This window comes from uncultured Shimia sp., assembly GCF_947498095.1.
Classification (GTDB): domain Bacteria; phylum Pseudomonadota; class Alphaproteobacteria; order Rhodobacterales; family Rhodobacteraceae; genus Shimia.
On sequence record NZ_CANMJE010000002.1, the window covers coordinates 168,070 to 183,517 of the forward strand.

At 57.5% G+C, this 15,448-nt stretch carries 15 protein-coding genes; 9 read left to right on the forward strand and 6 right to left on the reverse strand.

The genetic code is table 11. The features are described from left to right. The first annotated feature begins 80 nt into the window (after positions 1-80). The 3 genes from Q0932_RS03975 (at position 81) to Q0932_RS03985 (ending at position 2,852) form a co-directional block, all read left to right on the forward strand. Positions 81-755 carry an SOS response-associated peptidase gene (locus tag Q0932_RS03975; protein WP_299349894.1) on the forward strand — a complete coding sequence of 225 codons (675 nt, stop codon included), beginning with the start codon at positions 81-83 and terminating at the stop codon, positions 753-755. A 109-nt stretch (positions 756-864) separates the two neighbouring features. Next, a complete protein-coding gene (locus Q0932_RS03980) occupies positions 865-1,686 on the forward strand; it encodes a bifunctional allantoicase/(S)-ureidoglycine aminohydrolase (protein ID WP_299349896.1) in 822 nt (273 codons plus the stop codon). 164 nt (positions 1,687-1,850) lie between these two features. Continuing rightward, entirely contained in the window at positions 1,851-2,852 is a 1,002-nt protein-coding gene (locus Q0932_RS03985) for a glyceraldehyde 3-phosphate dehydrogenase NAD-binding domain-containing protein (RefSeq protein ID WP_299349897.1), read from the forward strand. A gap of 2 nt (positions 2,853-2,854) precedes the next feature. Here the strand turns inward: Q0932_RS03985 and Q0932_RS03990 are convergent, their stop codons facing one another. Further along, positions 2,855-4,627 carry an SLC13 family permease gene (locus Q0932_RS03990; RefSeq protein ID WP_299349898.1) on the reverse strand — a complete coding sequence of 591 codons (1,773 nt, stop codon included), beginning with the start codon at positions 4,625-4,627 and terminating at the stop codon, positions 2,855-2,857. Between the two features lie 44 nt (positions 4,628-4,671). Beyond that, the gene (locus tag Q0932_RS03995) at positions 4,672-5,622 is read right to left on the reverse strand and encodes a glutathione S-transferase C-terminal domain-containing protein (RefSeq protein ID WP_299349899.1); all 951 of its coding nucleotides are present in this window, start codon (positions 5,620-5,622) and stop codon (positions 4,672-4,674) included. A gap of 169 nt (positions 5,623-5,791) precedes the next feature. Between Q0932_RS03995 and Q0932_RS04000 the strand changes: the two genes are divergently transcribed. Then, a complete protein-coding gene (locus Q0932_RS04000; RefSeq protein WP_299349901.1) occupies positions 5,792-6,532 on the forward strand; it encodes a YebC/PmpR family DNA-binding transcriptional regulator in 741 nt (246 codons plus the stop codon). A 48-nt stretch (positions 6,533-6,580) separates the two neighbouring features. On the opposite strand, the gene Q0932_RS04005 is transcribed toward Q0932_RS04000, so the two are convergent. Further along, complete coding sequence (locus Q0932_RS04005; RefSeq protein ID WP_299349903.1) at positions 6,581-7,465, reverse strand: LysR family transcriptional regulator ArgP; 885 nt, start codon at positions 7,463-7,465, stop codon at positions 6,581-6,583. An 85-nt stretch (positions 7,466-7,550) separates the two neighbouring features. Here Q0932_RS04005 and Q0932_RS04010 point away from each other — a divergent pair, with 85 nt between their 5' ends. After that, positions 7,551-8,156 carry a LysE/ArgO family amino acid transporter gene (locus tag Q0932_RS04010; protein WP_299349904.1) on the forward strand — a complete coding sequence of 202 codons (606 nt, stop codon included), beginning with the start codon at positions 7,551-7,553 and terminating at the stop codon, positions 8,154-8,156. A gap of 88 nt (positions 8,157-8,244) precedes the next feature. After that, positions 8,245-9,150: a DMT family transporter gene (locus Q0932_RS04015; protein WP_299349905.1), complete on the forward strand. Its 906-nt coding sequence runs from the start codon at positions 8,245-8,247 to the stop codon at positions 9,148-9,150. 6 nt (positions 9,151-9,156) lie between these two features. Here Q0932_RS04015 and betI read toward each other — a convergent pair whose 3' ends face one another. After that, entirely contained in the window at positions 9,157-9,741 is a 585-nt protein-coding gene (gene betI, locus Q0932_RS04020; RefSeq protein WP_299349906.1) for a transcriptional regulator BetI, read from the reverse strand. A gap of 162 nt (positions 9,742-9,903) precedes the next feature. Between betI and Q0932_RS04025 the strand changes: the two genes are divergently transcribed. The 3 genes from Q0932_RS04025 to Q0932_RS04035 all read left to right on the forward strand — a co-directional run bounded on the left by Q0932_RS04025 (position 9,904) and on the right by Q0932_RS04035 (position 13,172). After that, positions 9,904-11,112 carry a BCCT family transporter gene (locus Q0932_RS04025; RefSeq protein ID WP_299349908.1) on the forward strand — a complete coding sequence of 403 codons (1,209 nt, stop codon included), beginning with the start codon at positions 9,904-9,906 and terminating at the stop codon, positions 11,110-11,112. A 60-nt stretch (positions 11,113-11,172) separates the two neighbouring features. Beyond that, positions 11,173-12,831: a choline dehydrogenase gene (gene betA / locus Q0932_RS04030; protein WP_299349909.1), complete on the forward strand. Its 1,659-nt coding sequence runs from the start codon at positions 11,173-11,175 to the stop codon at positions 12,829-12,831. 98 nt (positions 12,832-12,929) lie between these two features. Continuing rightward, a complete protein-coding gene (locus Q0932_RS04035) occupies positions 12,930-13,172 on the forward strand; it encodes a DUF465 domain-containing protein (RefSeq protein ID WP_299349911.1) in 243 nt (80 codons plus the stop codon). Here the strand turns inward: Q0932_RS04035 and Q0932_RS04040 are convergent. Both Q0932_RS04040 and Q0932_RS04045 read right to left on the reverse strand, forming a co-directional pair. Continuing rightward, entirely contained in the window at positions 13,151-13,972 is an 822-nt protein-coding gene (locus tag Q0932_RS04040; protein WP_299349913.1) for an alpha/beta hydrolase, read from the reverse strand. The genes Q0932_RS04035 and Q0932_RS04040 overlap by 22 nt on opposite strands. Before the next feature lie 43 nt (positions 13,973-14,015). Beyond that, positions 14,016-15,416, reverse strand: coding sequence for a helix-turn-helix transcriptional regulator (locus tag Q0932_RS04045; protein ID WP_299349915.1), 1,401 nt, complete (start codon positions 15,414-15,416; stop codon positions 14,016-14,018). Positions 15,417-15,448 lie beyond the last annotated feature (32 nt).

Here is a 15,448-nt window from a genome sequence, read left to right on the forward strand (position 1 = left end):
CAGAATTCCTTGTCGACGGGGTCTGAGCACATATGCATTTTATCGGTGAGCAACCGGTTGCTCAATGCTAGGGTTTAACCATGTGCGGAAGATTTGCAATCACATTGCCCCCTGATGCGATGGCGCAGCTGTTTGCGGCGTCGCCTGCAAATGATTTGCCTAATGTGCCGAATTACAACGTCTGTCCGACCACACAAATTCATGTGGTGCGCCACGCAGAAACCGGGCGACAGCTGGTATCGATGCGTTGGGGGTTTTTGCCGCATTGGTACAAAGCTACGGACGGTGGGCCTTTGTTGATCAACGCGCGGGCTGAAACCATCGCAGAAAAGCCGGCCTTTCGCGCGGCATGTCGCGCGCGCCGGTGTTTGATCCCGGTGACAGGATTTTATGAATGGACCAAGGACGAGGCCGGAACTCGCTGGCCTTGGTACATCCATACGGACGGTCCGCTGGCACTGGCCGGGGTCTGGCAGACGTGGCAAAGCGAAGACGGTCAGATGGACACCTGCGCGATTGTCACAACGGGTGCCAATGCGCCGATGTCGGCTATTCACCACCGAATGCCGGTGATCCTTGATCCTTCGGACTGGGGGTTGTGGCTGGGCGAGCAGGGGCATGGTGCGGCGACGCTCATGCAATCTGCGCCTGATGACCTCTTGTCGTGGCATCAGGTGGACCGTGCCGTAAACTCCAACCGTGCCAGCGGTCCGGAACTCATCGAACCGTTAAACCAGCCTGAAAATCCAACCTGATTTTCAAGATTTTCAAACTAATCCTTCATGAGAACGCGGGCGCCTTGGGGTTGGACCTGTCGGAGTGGGGCAGCCATGATAGGGCAACGCCATTTGACGAGACCCGATTATGAGCACCTCTGAGTATTATGCCCCACAGGGCGGCCTGCCACCCCAGACGCAGATCCTCACGGATCGCGCCGTGTTTACTGAAGCCTATGCGGTCATCCCAAAGGGGACGCTGACGGACATTGTAACGTCATTCCTGCCGTTCTGGTCCGACGCCCGGTTTTGGGTCATTGCCCGCCCAATGTCAGGCTTTGCGGAAACATTCTCTCACTATATTGCCGAGGTGGCTCCGGGAGGCGGCAGCACGCGCCCCGAGTTGGACGCCGAGGCTCAGGCAGTCCTGTTTGTAGTTTCCGGTGCAATCACGGTCACCATCGAGGGACAGGGTCACGAGATGGGCGAGGGTGGCTATGCCTATCTGCCCAGCGGGTGCCAATGGACGATAACAAACACAAGCGATGCTCCAGCCACATTCCACTGGATTCGCAAACGTTATGAGACGGTTGAGGGCCTGGATAAGCCCGAGGCGTTTGTCACCAACGAACGTGATGTCGATCCTGCTTGGATGCCAGACACGAATGAGACCTGGGGCACGACGCGGTTTGTCGATCAGGCCGACCTGCGTCACGACATGCATGTCACCATCGTGACTTTCAAACCGGGTGGCGTGATCCCCTTTGCGGAAACCCATGTTATGGAACACGGGCTTTATGTGCTTGAGGGTAAAGCGGTTTACCGTCTCAATCAGGACTGGGTCGAGGTCGAAGCGGGCGATTACATGTGGCTGCGCGCCTTTTGTCCGCAAGCCTGTTATGCGGGCGGCCCCGGCAACTTCCGCTATCTGCTCTACAAAGACGTGAACCGGCATATGAGCCTCGGCTAGGGCTTTGCCCCGGCACCAATGCTTCGTATTGCCGAAAGTACTCTGGGGTGAATTGGTCCTTTGGGACCAAGAGGGGCAAAGCCCCTTGATGCCCCGCATCACAAAATTGCGCTGGCCTTTGTGTCCTTTTCCCGCAGATAACAGGGCAGACCACGGAGGGTATCATGGCAGACCGCAAAACTCGCATCTTTCTGAACGGGTTCGGCCGCATTGGGCGCACGCTTTTGCGCATTCTCATGCAAGGGCGTTACCCGGATATTGAGATCGTTGGTATCAACGATATCGAGCCGCTGGAGACCTGCGCCTACCTCTTTGAATACGACAGTGTCTTTGGCACCATTTCTGGTCCCGTTGAGACTGGCGAGGCGGCACTGATTGTGAAGGGGCAAAGCATCCCGTTTCACGACGTGCGCGATTTTCGGAACCTTGATCTTTCGGATGTCGATGTGGTGTTGGAATGCACCGGCATGGCCGGAACGCGGGCCGTGGCCGAACGCGGGCTTGAGGCGGGGGCGGCATCGGTCCTGATTTCCGGACCATCAGACGAGGCCGATATTACGCTGGTCATGGGCGCAAATGAGGATCAATTGGGCGCCCATCGCATCGTGTCGAACGCCTCTTGCACCACCAACGCGCTGGCCCCACTGCTCAAGCTGTTGGATGCGGAATATGGGCTGATCAGCGGTCACATGACCACGGTGCATTGTTACACCGGCAGCCAGCCAACTGTTGACAAACCACGTGGAGATTTGGCCCGCTCGCGCGCGGCAGCGCTGTCGATGGTGCCCACGACAACCAGTGCCGGGCGATTGATCGACACGGTTCTGCCCGATCTCGCAGGGCGGGTTCTGGCGCGGGCCATCCGGGTGCCGACCGCCAGTGTGTCAGCTATTGACCTGACCATCCAGACCGACCAGCCCACCACGACGGACAGTGTGAACAAGCTTCTGCGGGCCGAGACGGACAAGGCCCACCTTCTTGGCTGGACACAAAAGCCACTGGTTTCAACGGACCTGCGGATGAGGCCCGAGTCTCTGATCCTGTCAGAACGTGAAACTTCGGTCTCGGTTGGTGGCTTGCTGCGTGTCTTTGGCTGGTATGACAACGAATGGGGCTTTTCCTGCCGCATGCTGGATATGGCTCGCTTGATGGCGGCGCGCAGCTAGTCTCACAAGGGCCAGAACACCAGAATTGCCGGGACTGAGACCGCGACCACAATGATCTCAAGCGGCAGTCCAATACGCCAGTAGTCCCCAAAACGATAGCCGCCGGGTCCCAGGATCAGCGTATTGTTCTTATGCCCGATCGGCGTCAGGAAGGCCGACGAGGCCGCGACGGCCACGGCCATCAAGAAGGGATCAGGCGAGACGTTCAGACTGTTTGCCATCTGGATGCCGACGGGGGCGGCGACAATTGTGGTGGCGGTGTTGTTCAGCACGTCCGACAGGCTCATCGTGACGATCATCAAAACGGTCAGCACCGCCCAGGCGGGCATGCCGGCTGTCAAACCAATCAGCGAGTCTGCGATCAGCTTGGTGCCGCCAGCGTCCTCAAGCGCGGCCCCAAGCGGGATCATTGAGCCCAGCAACACAACCACCGGCCATTCAATGTGATCGTAAAGCTCTGAGATCGGCATGATCTTGGTGAGCACATAGGCCACGACCACAATCCCGAGGGCCACAGGTAGGTAGATCACCCCCAATGACGCCGCCAGAACTGCCGCGCCAAACAGGCCAATGGCCAGCCAGACTTTCTTGTTGTCGGTGACCACATAGCCCTTGTCTGCAAGCGGCAGGCATCCCAGCCAATCGGTCACGTCATTGCCGCGGTTCTTGGGCACCAAGAGCAACAGGATGTCTCCGGGTTTTATCTCGGTGCGGCGGATTTGGCTGGTGATGCGGCGTCCATTGCGCGAGATCCCCATCAGGACCGATCCCTGCCGCCAAGCCAATCCCAACGATTGTGCTGACTTGCCAACAATACGTCCGGTTTCCGGCACCACGATCTCAATCATGTCGAGACCTTCCCCCGCGGCCTTGAGGTGTTCCTCGCGTTTTTCATCGGAAAAGTTGAGGTTCAGCGCCGTGCGAAATTCATCAAGCGCATCTGGTGTCGCTTCGATAATCAAGGTGTCCGACGCCTTGAGCCGTGTGTTGCGCGCCGCGCCATAACGACGCTTGCCATCACGGATCAGTCCAATCAGGGCCACATCGGCCTCGTCGGCCTCTTCTTGCAACTCTCCCAAACGCAGATCAATCAGCTTGCTCTCAGCGGGGACAGTCAGTTCCGCGATATAGCTGTCGAGGTCCGAGACCTTTTTCCCCGCATCGTCCCGCGCCGGGATCAGTCGCCAGCCGATCAGCGCGACAAAAATCAACCCGGCAATCGCGGTGATCCCGCCCACTGGGGCGAAATCGAACATCTTGTAGGGTTCCCCAACCGCTTCGCCCCGGATTGCGGCGATGATGATATTTGGCGGCGTGCCGATCAACGTGGCCATGCCGCCAAGGATCGTGGCGAATGACAAGGGCATCAAGGATAGGGCGGGGGATCGCCCGGCTTTGCGCGCGGTCTGTATGTCGACCGGCATCAACAGAGCCAGCGCCGCCACGTTGTTCATAAACGCCGACAAAACAGCTCCGATGCCTCCCATGAGCGCAATATGGCTGCCCAAGCCACGTGCGCTGTCCACCAACGTGCGGGTGATGAGAAAAACGGCGCCCGACCGCATCAGCCCAGCTGAGACTACCAAGACCAACGCCACAACGATTGTGGCCGGGTGGCCGAAGCCGCTAAAGGCATTTTTGGTGTCCACAACTCCCAAAACGACGCCCAGCATCAAGGCGGTAAATGCGACGAGGTCATAGCGAAATCGTCCCCACAGCAGGAGAACAAAGACACCACCAAAAAGCGAAAACAGGATGATCTGATCAGTCGTCATGGGCGCAGCCTAACGGCAGAGACGTATCCTGCAAGGGGGAATGGTTACGGGGCCAACGTCAGTTTGCGCTCGGTGGGCCCCTCCCAGTGGACCATAGGCCCGGCGGGGACAATTCCCAAGGGGTTTCGCAACTCGGATGGGGAGAAATAGCCCTGTTTGTAGATCTCGGGCTTTACCGTGGCGGCAACACCCGGCAACGCATAGAGCGCACGGGCATAGTCCCAAAGGTGCGGGTACTCTGAGAGCTTTCGGATGTTGCATTTAAAGGCGTAGTGATAGGCGACATCAAAACGGGCCAGCGTCGGGAAAAGGCGCAGGTCGGCCTCGGTCACGTGATCTCCGACCAGACATGCACTGTCCGCCAGATGGGCCTCGATGCGGTCCAGAGCTTCAAAGAGGGCGATGACCGCCTCATCATAGGCACTTTGCGTGCGGGCAAACCCGGCGCGATACACACCGTTGTTGATCTCTGGATAGATCGAGGCGTTCCACCGGTCGATGTCCTCGGCCTTGCCTGCCGGATAAAGTCGGCTGGCCGCATCGAACCCTTGCCCCAGCATGCGCAGGATGTCTGCGCTTTCATTGGAGACGATTTGTTGCGTGTCCCGGTCCCAGGGCACGGGCACCGTGATGCGCCCGGTATAGGACGGGGATTGGCGTGCATAGACCTCGTGTAGTGACAAAACCCCAAGTTCGCCGTCGGCAAAAGCGCCCTCGGCGTCAAAGACCCATCCTTGCGGTGTGCGACGGGGCAGGGCGTATGACACGCTGATCTGGTTCTCAAGCCCCATCACTGCCCGTCCCAGCAATGCGCGATGCGCCCAGGGACAATTCCAGGCGGCATAGAGATGATAGCGACCGGGTTCTGGGTAAAACGGACCCTCGGGCGTGATCCAATGACGGATCGTGCTGGCGGCACGGCGAAACTGGCCGTCTGCGTCGGTCTGTGGCGCCGGGTCTTCGACCTGATACACCCCGTCAATCATCACACCCATTTGCTTCTCCTTTGCACCAAACCTAGCGTGCCTTTGGCCAAACAACAGCCCAGGCAACGCAGGGACCCTGTGCAATGACGCGCAATTGCCCTGTGACCCTTGCCCTTGCCCCGGTCTCTGCCCTATAGACTTGCCGAAATCCGAAAAGATCAGGACGAACGGAGACGACATGGCCGGCCACAGTAAATGGGCAAATATTCAACACCGCAAAGGGCGTCAGGATGCTGTGCGCTCAAAGCTGTTTTCGAAGCTTTCCAAAGAGATCACCGTCGCGGCCAAGATGGGTGACCCAGATCCCGACAAAAACCCACGTTTGCGGATGGCGGTAAAAGAGGCCAAGTCGCAATCTGTGCCTAAGGATGTGATCGACCGCGCCATCAAGAAATCGACCGCAGGCGAAGGCGACGATTACGAAGAAATCCGCTATGAGGGCTATGGCCCTAACGGCGTCGCAGTGATTGTCGAAGCCATGACAGATAACCGTAACCGGACCGCTTCAACCGTGCGCTCGACCTTTACCAAGAACGGCGGCAACCTGGGTGAGACAGGTTCGGTTGGCTTTATGTTCGAACGTAAGGGGGAGGTCAGCTATCCCGCAGATGCTGGTGATGCGGACACGATTTTTGAAGCCGCCATCGAAGCAGGCGCCGAAGACGTGGAAAGCTCGGAAGACGGACACATTATCTGGTGCGAAGACAGCGATTTGAACGAAGTCTCAAACGCTTTGGAAGCGGCGCTGGGCGAGTCAGAATCCACTAAGCTGGTCTGGAAGCCGACCACCACCACCGAAATGGACCTTGAGGGCATGCAGAAGCTGATGAAGCTGATTGATGCACTGGAAGACGATGACGACATTCAACGCGTCACGGCCAATTTCGATGCCTCGGACGAGGTGATGGAACAGCTCTAAGTCGAAAACGACAAAGTAGTACAACAAAGGGCGCCGATTTCGGCGCTCTTAGTCTTTTGGCAATGTGTTGAGCGCTGTGTAACGAATTGCGCGGGTCAATGGCGCCAAAGCCTCCCCCAAGAGTCTTGAGCATTGCCAATAAAGCGGTGTGTCAAAGGTTGCGTTGGGCAACAAGGGAACAAGGTTTCCTGCGGAAATGTGATCGCTGACCAAGAGTTCCGGGTTCATACCCCAGCCCAATCCCAAGAGACTCGCATCAACAAACCCCTGCGAGGTTGGCAGGCGATGGCTCGGGGGGCTGACTTTGCTGCTCAGATAGGTCTCAATCCACCGGCTTTGCAGATAGTCCTTGCGATCAAACCGCAGCATTGGTGCCTGGGCCAGCGCATCTTTGGTGACGCCAAGCGGGAAGTACCGGGCCATGAACCCTGGGCTGGCGGTCGCGATGTAGCGTAGGTTTCCAAGCGCATGACAATCGCAGCCGGAAACGGCGCGGTCATGGCTGGTGATTGCGGCAGAAACCTCACCACGACGCAACCATTCGGCGGAATATTCCTGATCGTCGACCACCAGATCGAACAACAGACCCTCGACCCGCGCCAATGCTGGCAAAAACCAGGTGGCGATACTGTCAGCATTCACGGCAATGCGGATCGGTGTATCCCGACCCGGCAAAAGCGCGTCCAGATCCTTGGACAGGCCTTGTTCCAATAGCCCGATGTTGTTGGCGTGGGCAGCAAGTCGGCGCCCTGCGTCGGTGCCTGAACAAGGCTGGCCGCGGTGCACCAAGAGCGTTCCGACCCGGTCCTCGAGCGTTTTCAATCGCTGCGAGATGGCTGACTGCGTCACTCCAAGTTCAGACGCCGCCGCCTCAAAACTGCCCGTATGCAAAATGGCGGCAAGGGCCCTGAGATGTGCATAGTCGAGGTGCATTAGGATAGCTAATCCAAAGTAAGATGTTTTAATTGGAATAATGTCCCGAAGTCCCATAGGCAAGTCGCATCGACAGGAGAGACACATGATACAGGCAGCAGTGGCGGGGTTCGCATTGGGGTTTTCGCTGATCATGGCGATCGGGGCACAAAATGCTTTTGTCCTGCGGCAAGGGCTGCGCGGTGAGTTTGTATTGCCTCTGGTAATGACCTGCGCGATCTCAGATGCGATCCTGATTGCCGCTGGGGTGGCAGGCTTTGGTGTGCTGGTCGAGGCCTATCCCGGTGCGGTGGATATTGCGCGTTGGGGTGGGGCAGCTTTTTTACTGGTCTACGGCGCTATGAGTTTTCGTGCGGCGTTTCGCGGTGGTGAGGCGTTGCAGGACGAGGGTCGCAAAGCCAAGTCCCTGTCGGGCGCGGTGGCGACCTGTCTTGTGCTGACCTGGGCCAATCCACATGTTTATCTGGATACAGTGGTGCTCTTGGGAGGCATCTCTGCGCAGTACGACAACAACTGGGCTTTCGGGGCCGGGGCCATCGTCTCGAGTTTTGTGTTTTTCTTTTTGCTCGGTTTTGGTGCACGTCTGTTGCGGCCCATGTTCACCAGTGCGAGGGCCTGGCAGGTGCTGGATGTGCTGGTCGGTCTGACCATGTGGGCCATAGCAGCAAAGCTGCTGTTTTGGATGGCGTAACCCAAGCGAGCAAGGCGGGTGCCGTCGGCCAACATTGTTAACTTGTTTCCTGTCTCGACATTCCCTTCTGGACCGTTTTAATGCGCCTATGAGCGTGACGGATACATATCGCCCTGTTGTTGGGGTGTTCTGGATGCTGGTGACAGGGGCTTGCTTTGTGGCGGTCAATGCACTGGTTAAATCGCTTGGTGGACGGGTGCCAGCGGCTGAAGCGGCCTTTTTGCGCTACATCCTTGGTATCGTCTTTCTCTTACCGATGATCCGCCCGATCCTGAACGCGCGTCTGACGCGTCGGCAACTGGGTCTGTTTTCTCTGCGGGGCGTCGTGCACACTTTGGGCGTGGTTTGCTGGTTCTACGGTATGAGCCTGTTGCCCATCGCCGAGGTTACCGCGATGGGATATCTGACCCCCGTCTATGTCACTATCGGGGCCGCGTTGTTTCTGGGAGAGACCCTTGCGTTGCGGCGCATTATGGCCGTCGTGGCGGCGGTGATTGGAGTGCTAATCATTTTGCGACCGGGGTTTCGTGAGCTCAGTCCCGGTCACCTAGCCATGCTGTGTACCGCGCTGTTTTTCTCAGTGGGATATCTGACGGCCAAGAAAATGAGTGACGAGGTTAGCCCGGTCGTGGTGGTGGGCATGCTGTCGGTGACCGTGACCATCGGGCTCGCGCCGCTTGCTTTCGCGGTCTGGGTGCCGCCGAGTTTCTGGGATCTGGTCATTCTGTTTTGCGTTGCCTGCTTTGCCACAGCCGGGCACTACACCATGACGCTGGCCTTTGCTGCGGCCCCGGTTACCGTGACCCAGCCGGTTACATTTCTTCAACTGGTTTGGGCGGTTTTGCTAGGGTGGCTGATGTTCGGCGAAAGCATCGATATCTGGGTGATTACCGGTGGCGCAGTGATCATCGCCGCGATCAGTTTCATCACCTGGCGCGAGGCGGTGTTGAACCGGCGTCAGGTCACGCCCAACGTGCACGCCACCAAGGGCTAGGATGGCCTAGACTTCACTATCCAACAAGAGCTGTGCTACACGGCGCGCTTCGTCGCGAGCGGCAGCAGCATCCAGCGGTTGTGAACTGTGCGTGGCTTCCAGCCAGACGCCGTCCATATAGCTTTGCAACGCCTCGCGTACCGTTTCGCGACGATCTTCGGGCAAGAGGGCGCGCAGTTCAGCGCGAAAGTTTGAGGTGACCCGTTGACGGTTGATATTGTGCAGCCGTGCAAGCGATTTCACATAGGGCGCGCTGCCCCAGAATTGCACCCAGAGAGAGCATTGCTCGGTGGTATAGACGGAATCATCGAAATTCGCCTCTAGCAACGCCATGAGCCGTTCATGTGGCGTCGCGGCCATGGCAACACGCCGCAAGACGGCGGCGCGCAACAAGGACAAGAGATGTTGCATCGTTGCGCCCAGCAGGCGTTCTTTGCTGCCGAAGTAATAGTTGATGCTGGCGGCCGTTGCCCCGGCTTCGCGTGCAATTTCGGTCATGGTTACAGCAGCATAGCCATGTTTGTGCACCGCCTTAATCGTGGCGTCGATCAGCTCGTCATGCCGGATATCGCGAATGCGCTGTCTGCTCATGATAGTACTCTGGCAAGTCTTTCGACGGGTCGCAAGCGGCTTTCCTGCAGGTTTCTTAAATGGTCATTCAACAAATGGTTATGTGATTTAGGAATTTCGTGATATTCCCTGCGCCCACCGTCATGAGAGCCAGAAACGCTCGATAAAAATAGGGAGGTAGTCATGACAGCCATTATCTCATTCGGAATTCTGATGGCCCTTGGGCTGGCATTATTCTGCGTCATTAAATGGGGGAACGTCCGCAACGTTGGCGTGACACCCGTTCATCTTTTCACCTTTATTGCGATCCTGTTCACATCCGGTCTGGATGTTGGGCTGATCATGTTCCCACTGGCGTGGGACTTCCCGCTTTATGCCGACACGGCAGCGGAGCCCGCCTATGCATTCACCAACCCTCTGGCGTTGGAGTTTGGCTTCTGGGGATTCCTGATCTGGGCGTTCTACTTCCTGACGACCTTCTATTTCTGCGTGATCGAACCACGCGTGAAGTTCTTTGAAATTCCGATCGTCAAGCTGATCAACAACATCGTCATCATCGGCACCTGCGCCTTTACCGGCGCATTGTTCCTGATCTACCTGCCATACTATGCGACCTTTATGGGCGACGGTGAGACGATTATCCCGGCGTTCTACGTGATTACTTTCCTGGTGATCCTGTTCGCAGCGTTCTCGTCTACCGACATCAAGTACGTGCGGGTTCTGTCGATCGCATCCACCGGCTTGTTCGCAGCGCTCATCATTTTTATGTGGGCATTTGCAGGCATGGGTCTGGGCGGACTGGCCAGCAGCGCCAGCAATATCGGCGGCTACTTTACGAACATTCATAAGTTCATCCTGCCGATGACCGACTATCACGAGTTCTACCTGTTCTGGTGGTTCGCGTGGTCGATCATGATCGGTCAGTTCACCTCGCGCTTTGTTGGTGGCCTGAAAACCTGGCACGTTCTGGCGGCACTTCTGGTGATCCCGTCCATTCCGCTCGGTCTGTGGTTCTCGGTGCTTTACTACTACCATCTGAACAGCGTTGAGCTGACACTGATGATCAATGTGTCGATGATGGTTGTTGGGATCATCTTTGTGATCAACTCGTTTGACTCACTGATCCGTCTTTATACCGACAACCTGAACCTGACAGTCGCGCGCTTTGGCACAGTGCCTTATGTGCTGGGCAACGCACTTGTCCTGTTCGGCCTGACGCTGGCGTTCCAAAGCCAGTGGCTGCAGATCCAGTGGATCGGCACCGTGGTGATTGGTCTCTATGTGGCATGTATTGCCTATATCGTGACCACCAAACGGGCCGAAGTCATGGCGATCGACTCTTCTCCTGAAGATCGTCAACTCGACTTCCACAAGATCGACAACGTTCACTAAAAAAACAGCCCGGCGCGTCTTGATATGCGCCGGGCATATTCTTGAATTCTCGAGGGCGACATGAACGCAGACTATGTGATTGTTGGGGCTGGAAGCGCAGGTTGCGCGATGGCGTACCGACTGTCCGAAGCCGGAAAATCGGTTCTGGTGATTGAACATGGCGGCACGGATGCCGGGCCGTTCATTCAGATGCCTGCAGCCCTCAGCTATCCGATGAACATGTCACTATACGACTGGGGGTACAAAACCCAACCCGAACCACATCTGGGTGGGCGTACGCTGGTCTGTCCACGCGGCAAAGTCATTGGCGGCTCGTCGTCTATCAATGGGATGGTCTATGTGCGCGGCCACGCGGGCGACTACGACCATTGGGAAGACAGCGGTGCTGCAGGATGGGGCTATGCCGACGTGTTGCCCTACTTCAAACGGCAAGAGCACTGGCACGAAAGCGGGCAGGGCGGCGACCCAGAATGGCGCGGCAAGGACGGTCCGCTGCATGTCAGCCGTGGCCCTCGCAACAACCCTCTGCACGCCGCCTTTGTTGAGGCCGGACGGCAGGCAGGTTACCCGGTTACAGACGACTATAACGGTCAGCAGCAAGAGGGCTTTGGCCCGATGGACATGACCGTCTACAAAGGCCAGCGCTGGTCCGCAGCCAACGCCTATCTGAAGCCCGCGTTGAAACGAGATAACTGCGATCTGATCCGTGCGCTCGCCCGCAAAGTGGTGATCGAAGAGGGTCGCGCAGTTGGCGTTGAGGTTGAGCGTGGCGGTAAAGTCGAGGTGATCCGTGCCAATGCCGAGGTGATCCTTGCGGCCAGTTCACTGAACTCGCCCAAACTGTTGATGCTGTCAGGTATTGGCCCTGCCGCGCACTTGGCCGAACATGGCATTGACGTTGTGGCGGACCGCCCTGGTGTCGGGCAAAACCTGCAAGACCATCTTGAAGTCTATATGCAATACGCGAGCAAGCAGCCTATAACGCTCTACAAATACTGGAACCTGATCGGCAAAGGGCTGATCGGCGCGCAGTGGCTCTTTACCAAAAAGGGGTTGGGCGCATCGAACCAGTTTGAAAGCGCAGGCTTTATTCGCTCGCGCGCCGGGATCAAGTACCCGGATATTCAGTACCACTTCTTGCCGATTGCCGTGCGCTATGACGGGCAGACTGTTGCCGAGGGGCACGGGTTTCAGGCCCATACCGGCCCGATGCGGGCAGAGTCACGCGGCGAGGTCACGCTGGCGTCGTCTGATCCCAAGGATGCGCCCAAGATCTCCTTCAACTACATGTCCGAGGAACAGGACTGGATCGATTTCCGTGCTTGCCTGCGACTGACGCGCGAGATTTTTGGTCAGGACGCGATGAAGCCCTTCGTGAAACACGAGATTCAGCCCGGCAATGCGTTGCAAACCGATGACGAACTGGACAGCTTTATTCGTGAACACGCCGAAAGTGCCTATCATCCATGTGGAACGTGCCGAATGGGCGCTGCGAACGATCCGATGAGCGTGGTCGACCCGGATTGTCGTGTGATTGGTGTTGACGGACTGCGGGTAGCCGACAGCTCAATTTTCCCACGCATCACCAACGGCAATCTCAACGGACCTTCAATTATGACCGGCGAAAAAGCCTCGGATCATATTCTTGGACGGGGGATGCTGGCGCCCTCCAACGATCAACCGTGGTTCAATCCAAATTGGGAAGCGTCGCAACGATAAAACATGCAAAAAATGCCACGTGTTTGATCCCTGTCAATGCGGGGCGCGCAAAGCGCCAGCTACGGTCGTTTCGACTTTAGAAAAAGGAGCGCACATCTATGTCCCACGTCCCGCACGAATTGGCCGAAGAATTCCCTGAATTTGTTTCCTTGATGAGCGAACTCAAGGTGTCAGATGCCCACTTTGCCAAGATGTTTGACGAATACCACGAATTGAATCGCAAAGTGCATCTTGCCGAGACCAATGTCGCGCCACGCGAGGAACTGTCTGAGGTTGACCTGCGCAAACGGCGCGGTGCTGTCAAAGACGAGGTCTACAACTATCTTAAATCCAAGGCGTAGGCGTCGATAAACCGCCACATGCGCGCCATTGTGCCGGACCGCCACAGGTCCGTATGGCCGGCGCCTTTGACGGTGTGGAAATCTTTTTCCTTTGATGGGGCGGCAGCAAAAATCTGCCGCCCCATATCTATTGGGATCAGGTCATCACGTGTACCGTGCAGGATCAACAGCGGCATGGTCAGCGCCTCTGCTCGCTCAAAGCTTCGCCAAGTGTTTTCGATTTTTTCCGCCAGCTCGCCGGTTCCGGGATAGTGCTGCTCAGCCAAGGCCGGGATCGATGTAAATGGAGCTTCGAGGATGACGGCTTGTGGGCGCGCGTCTTCGGGCAAAGCCTCTAACAGCCCAAGCACTACTGCCGTACCCAGGCTTTCGCCATACGCTGCAATCGGCTTGTCCTTAAGTCTCAAGGCTTGATGCACTGTCACCGCATCCGCAATCAGGGCGTCCTCCGAGGGTGTACCGCTGCTGCCGGATGAGCCACGATAGGCCGGTGCAACCAACCCGTACCCCCGATCCAGAAAGTGCTTAAACCGGCCTTTGCGGTTGGCCAGATTGCCTGCGTTGCCGTGAAAATAGAGGATCACTGGCTTGCCGCGTTTTGGCTCGGCCACCCAGACCACCAGATCAGCCCCGTCACTCGTAATCTTGCGCGCCTCGATGGCGTTCAACCCCACATCTGCAGGCGCCACGGCACGCGCGTCGAAGGGATAGATCACCCAGCGCTCAGCCAGATTGCCCAAGACCACCGTGCCGGTGCCAAGCACCAGCAAGATCACCACCAGCCGAACCAATATCTTCATCTTCTTTTGGCTCCAAATATCCCCGCCGGAGGCATGAAATCTCTTATTCGACCTCGTAAGGCAGAACGCCCCGCTGATTTTCATCAATGCTCAATCGCCGCTCAAGCGGCGGCACAGAGCGCTGGTGGCAATGGGTACGTTCGCAGATCCGGCAAGAAATGCCGATCGGCTCAAACGCTTCCGGGGTCGAGATGTCCATGTGATCGGCATAAACCAGCGCGTCGGCGTGGCGGATTTCACACCCAAGGGCAATCGCATAGCGGCGCACAGGGGCGCCATAGTGGCCACCGGTTTTGGACACATCCCGCGCGAGACTGAAGTATCGGACCCCGTCCGGTGTCTCGGCCAGTTGCCGTAAGAAGCGACCGGGAGTTTCAAAGGCCTGATGCACATTCCATAAAGGGCAGGCGCCGCCAAATCGGGCAAATTGCAACCGCGTGGCCGAGTGGCGTTTGGTAATGGTTCCTGCCTGATCGACGCGGACAAAAAAGAACGGAATGCCCTTGGCGCCGGGGCGTTGAAGGGTCGACAGCCGGTGCGCGACCTGTTCAATGGACGCGCCAAAACGGTTGGCCAGGACCTCCAGATCGTGACGCGTATCGCGTGCAGCCCCAAGAAATTGGCCATAGGGCATCATGGCCGCGCCGGCAAAATAGTTGGCCAGGCCAATCTTGGCGATGGCGCGCGCTGCGTCGGTTTGAAATCGCGCCAGATCGAGCGTTGCTTCGAGCAGCTTGTCGGACTGCAACAAGGCCACTTGCAGCAGCATTTGGAAGGTTTGGGTCTCGGTCGCTGCGCGATCAGATAGAGACAGTTTACGCGCCTCGGGGTCGTAGTGACGTAGCCGGTCTGCATCCACGATCTCGACGGCCACCCCTTTGTCTTTCAATGCCCGGAACGCGGCAGCGCGAATGCCACCTTGATCCGTTGCCCGGGACGCAAAGTGTTCCGCGGCGTGGTCGACCGCATCAATGTAGTTGTCGCAATAGTGGAAAAAGTCGCGCACCTCATCCCAGGGGCTGGGCTGCATTTGCACATCTTCCCGCCCCAACGCTTCGTCGAGTGACGCCAGCCTTTCATGGGTCTGGCGATAGGCGCGGTGCAACTCCAAAAAAGCCCGGGCAAAGGCGGGTGCGTTAGAGGCGGTCAGCCTTAGATCTGCCAGAGGCGCAGGGCTTTCGGCCAGAATTGGGTCCGCCATAGCTTCGCGCATGTCGGAAACCAGCCGCTCGCTATCACCGGTGCTGAGTTCGGTGACATCCAGCCCAAATTCTTGTGCCAGTGCCAGAACCACCGTGGTAGACACCGGGCGGTTGTTGTTTTCCATCTGGTTCAGATAGGGCAGGGACACGCCCAGTTTTTGGGCAAAGTCCTTTTGCGTCATCGAAAGGCGCGTGCGTATTTCACGCAGTTTTGCTCCGGCATAAAGTTTCTGAGTGGCCATCGGGTCCTCGGCAGCATCTGCAATGTGGCGTT

Excerpts from the sequence above, each read along its gene's own strand:
- Q0932_RS04005 (WP_299349903.1), bottom strand. The coding sequence starts at position 7,465 with ATGCACCTCGACTATGCACATCTCAGGGCCCTTGCCGCCATTTTGCAT.
- Q0932_RS03995 (WP_299349899.1), bottom strand. The coding sequence starts at position 5,622 with ATGGGTGTGATGATTGACGGGGTGTATCAGGTCGAAGACCCGGCGCCA.
- Q0932_RS03975 (WP_299349894.1), top strand. The coding sequence starts at position 81 with ATGTGCGGAAGATTTGCAATCACATTGCCCCCTGATGCGATGGCGCAG.
- Q0932_RS04010 (WP_299349904.1), top strand. The coding sequence starts at position 7,551 with ATGATACAGGCAGCAGTGGCGGGGTTCGCATTGGGGTTTTCGCTGATC.
- Q0932_RS03985 (WP_299349897.1), top strand. The coding sequence starts at position 1,851 with ATGGCAGACCGCAAAACTCGCATCTTTCTGAACGGGTTCGGCCGCATT.
- Q0932_RS04025 (WP_299349908.1), top strand. The coding sequence starts at position 9,904 with ATGACAGCCATTATCTCATTCGGAATTCTGATGGCCCTTGGGCTGGCA.
- betI (WP_299349906.1), bottom strand. The coding sequence starts at position 9,741 with ATGAGCAGACAGCGCATTCGCGATATCCGGCATGACGAGCTGATCGAC.
- Q0932_RS03980 (WP_299349896.1), top strand. The coding sequence starts at position 865 with ATGAGCACCTCTGAGTATTATGCCCCACAGGGCGGCCTGCCACCCCAG.
- Q0932_RS03990 (WP_299349898.1), bottom strand. The coding sequence starts at position 4,627 with ATGACGACTGATCAGATCATCCTGTTTTCGCTTTTTGGTGGTGTCTTT.
- Q0932_RS04045 (WP_299349915.1), bottom strand. The coding sequence starts at position 15,416 with ATGGCCACTCAGAAACTTTATGCCGGAGCAAAACTGCGTGAAATACGC.
- Q0932_RS04040 (WP_299349913.1), bottom strand. The coding sequence starts at position 13,972 with ATGAAGATATTGGTTCGGCTGGTGGTGATCTTGCTGGTGCTTGGCACC.
- Q0932_RS04015 (WP_299349905.1), top strand. The coding sequence starts at position 8,245 with ATGAGCGTGACGGATACATATCGCCCTGTTGTTGGGGTGTTCTGGATG.
- Q0932_RS04035 (WP_299349911.1), top strand. The coding sequence starts at position 12,930 with ATGTCCCACGTCCCGCACGAATTGGCCGAAGAATTCCCTGAATTTGTT.
- betA (WP_299349909.1), top strand. The coding sequence starts at position 11,173 with ATGAACGCAGACTATGTGATTGTTGGGGCTGGAAGCGCAGGTTGCGCG.
- Q0932_RS04000 (WP_299349901.1), top strand. The coding sequence starts at position 5,792 with ATGGCCGGCCACAGTAAATGGGCAAATATTCAACACCGCAAAGGGCGT.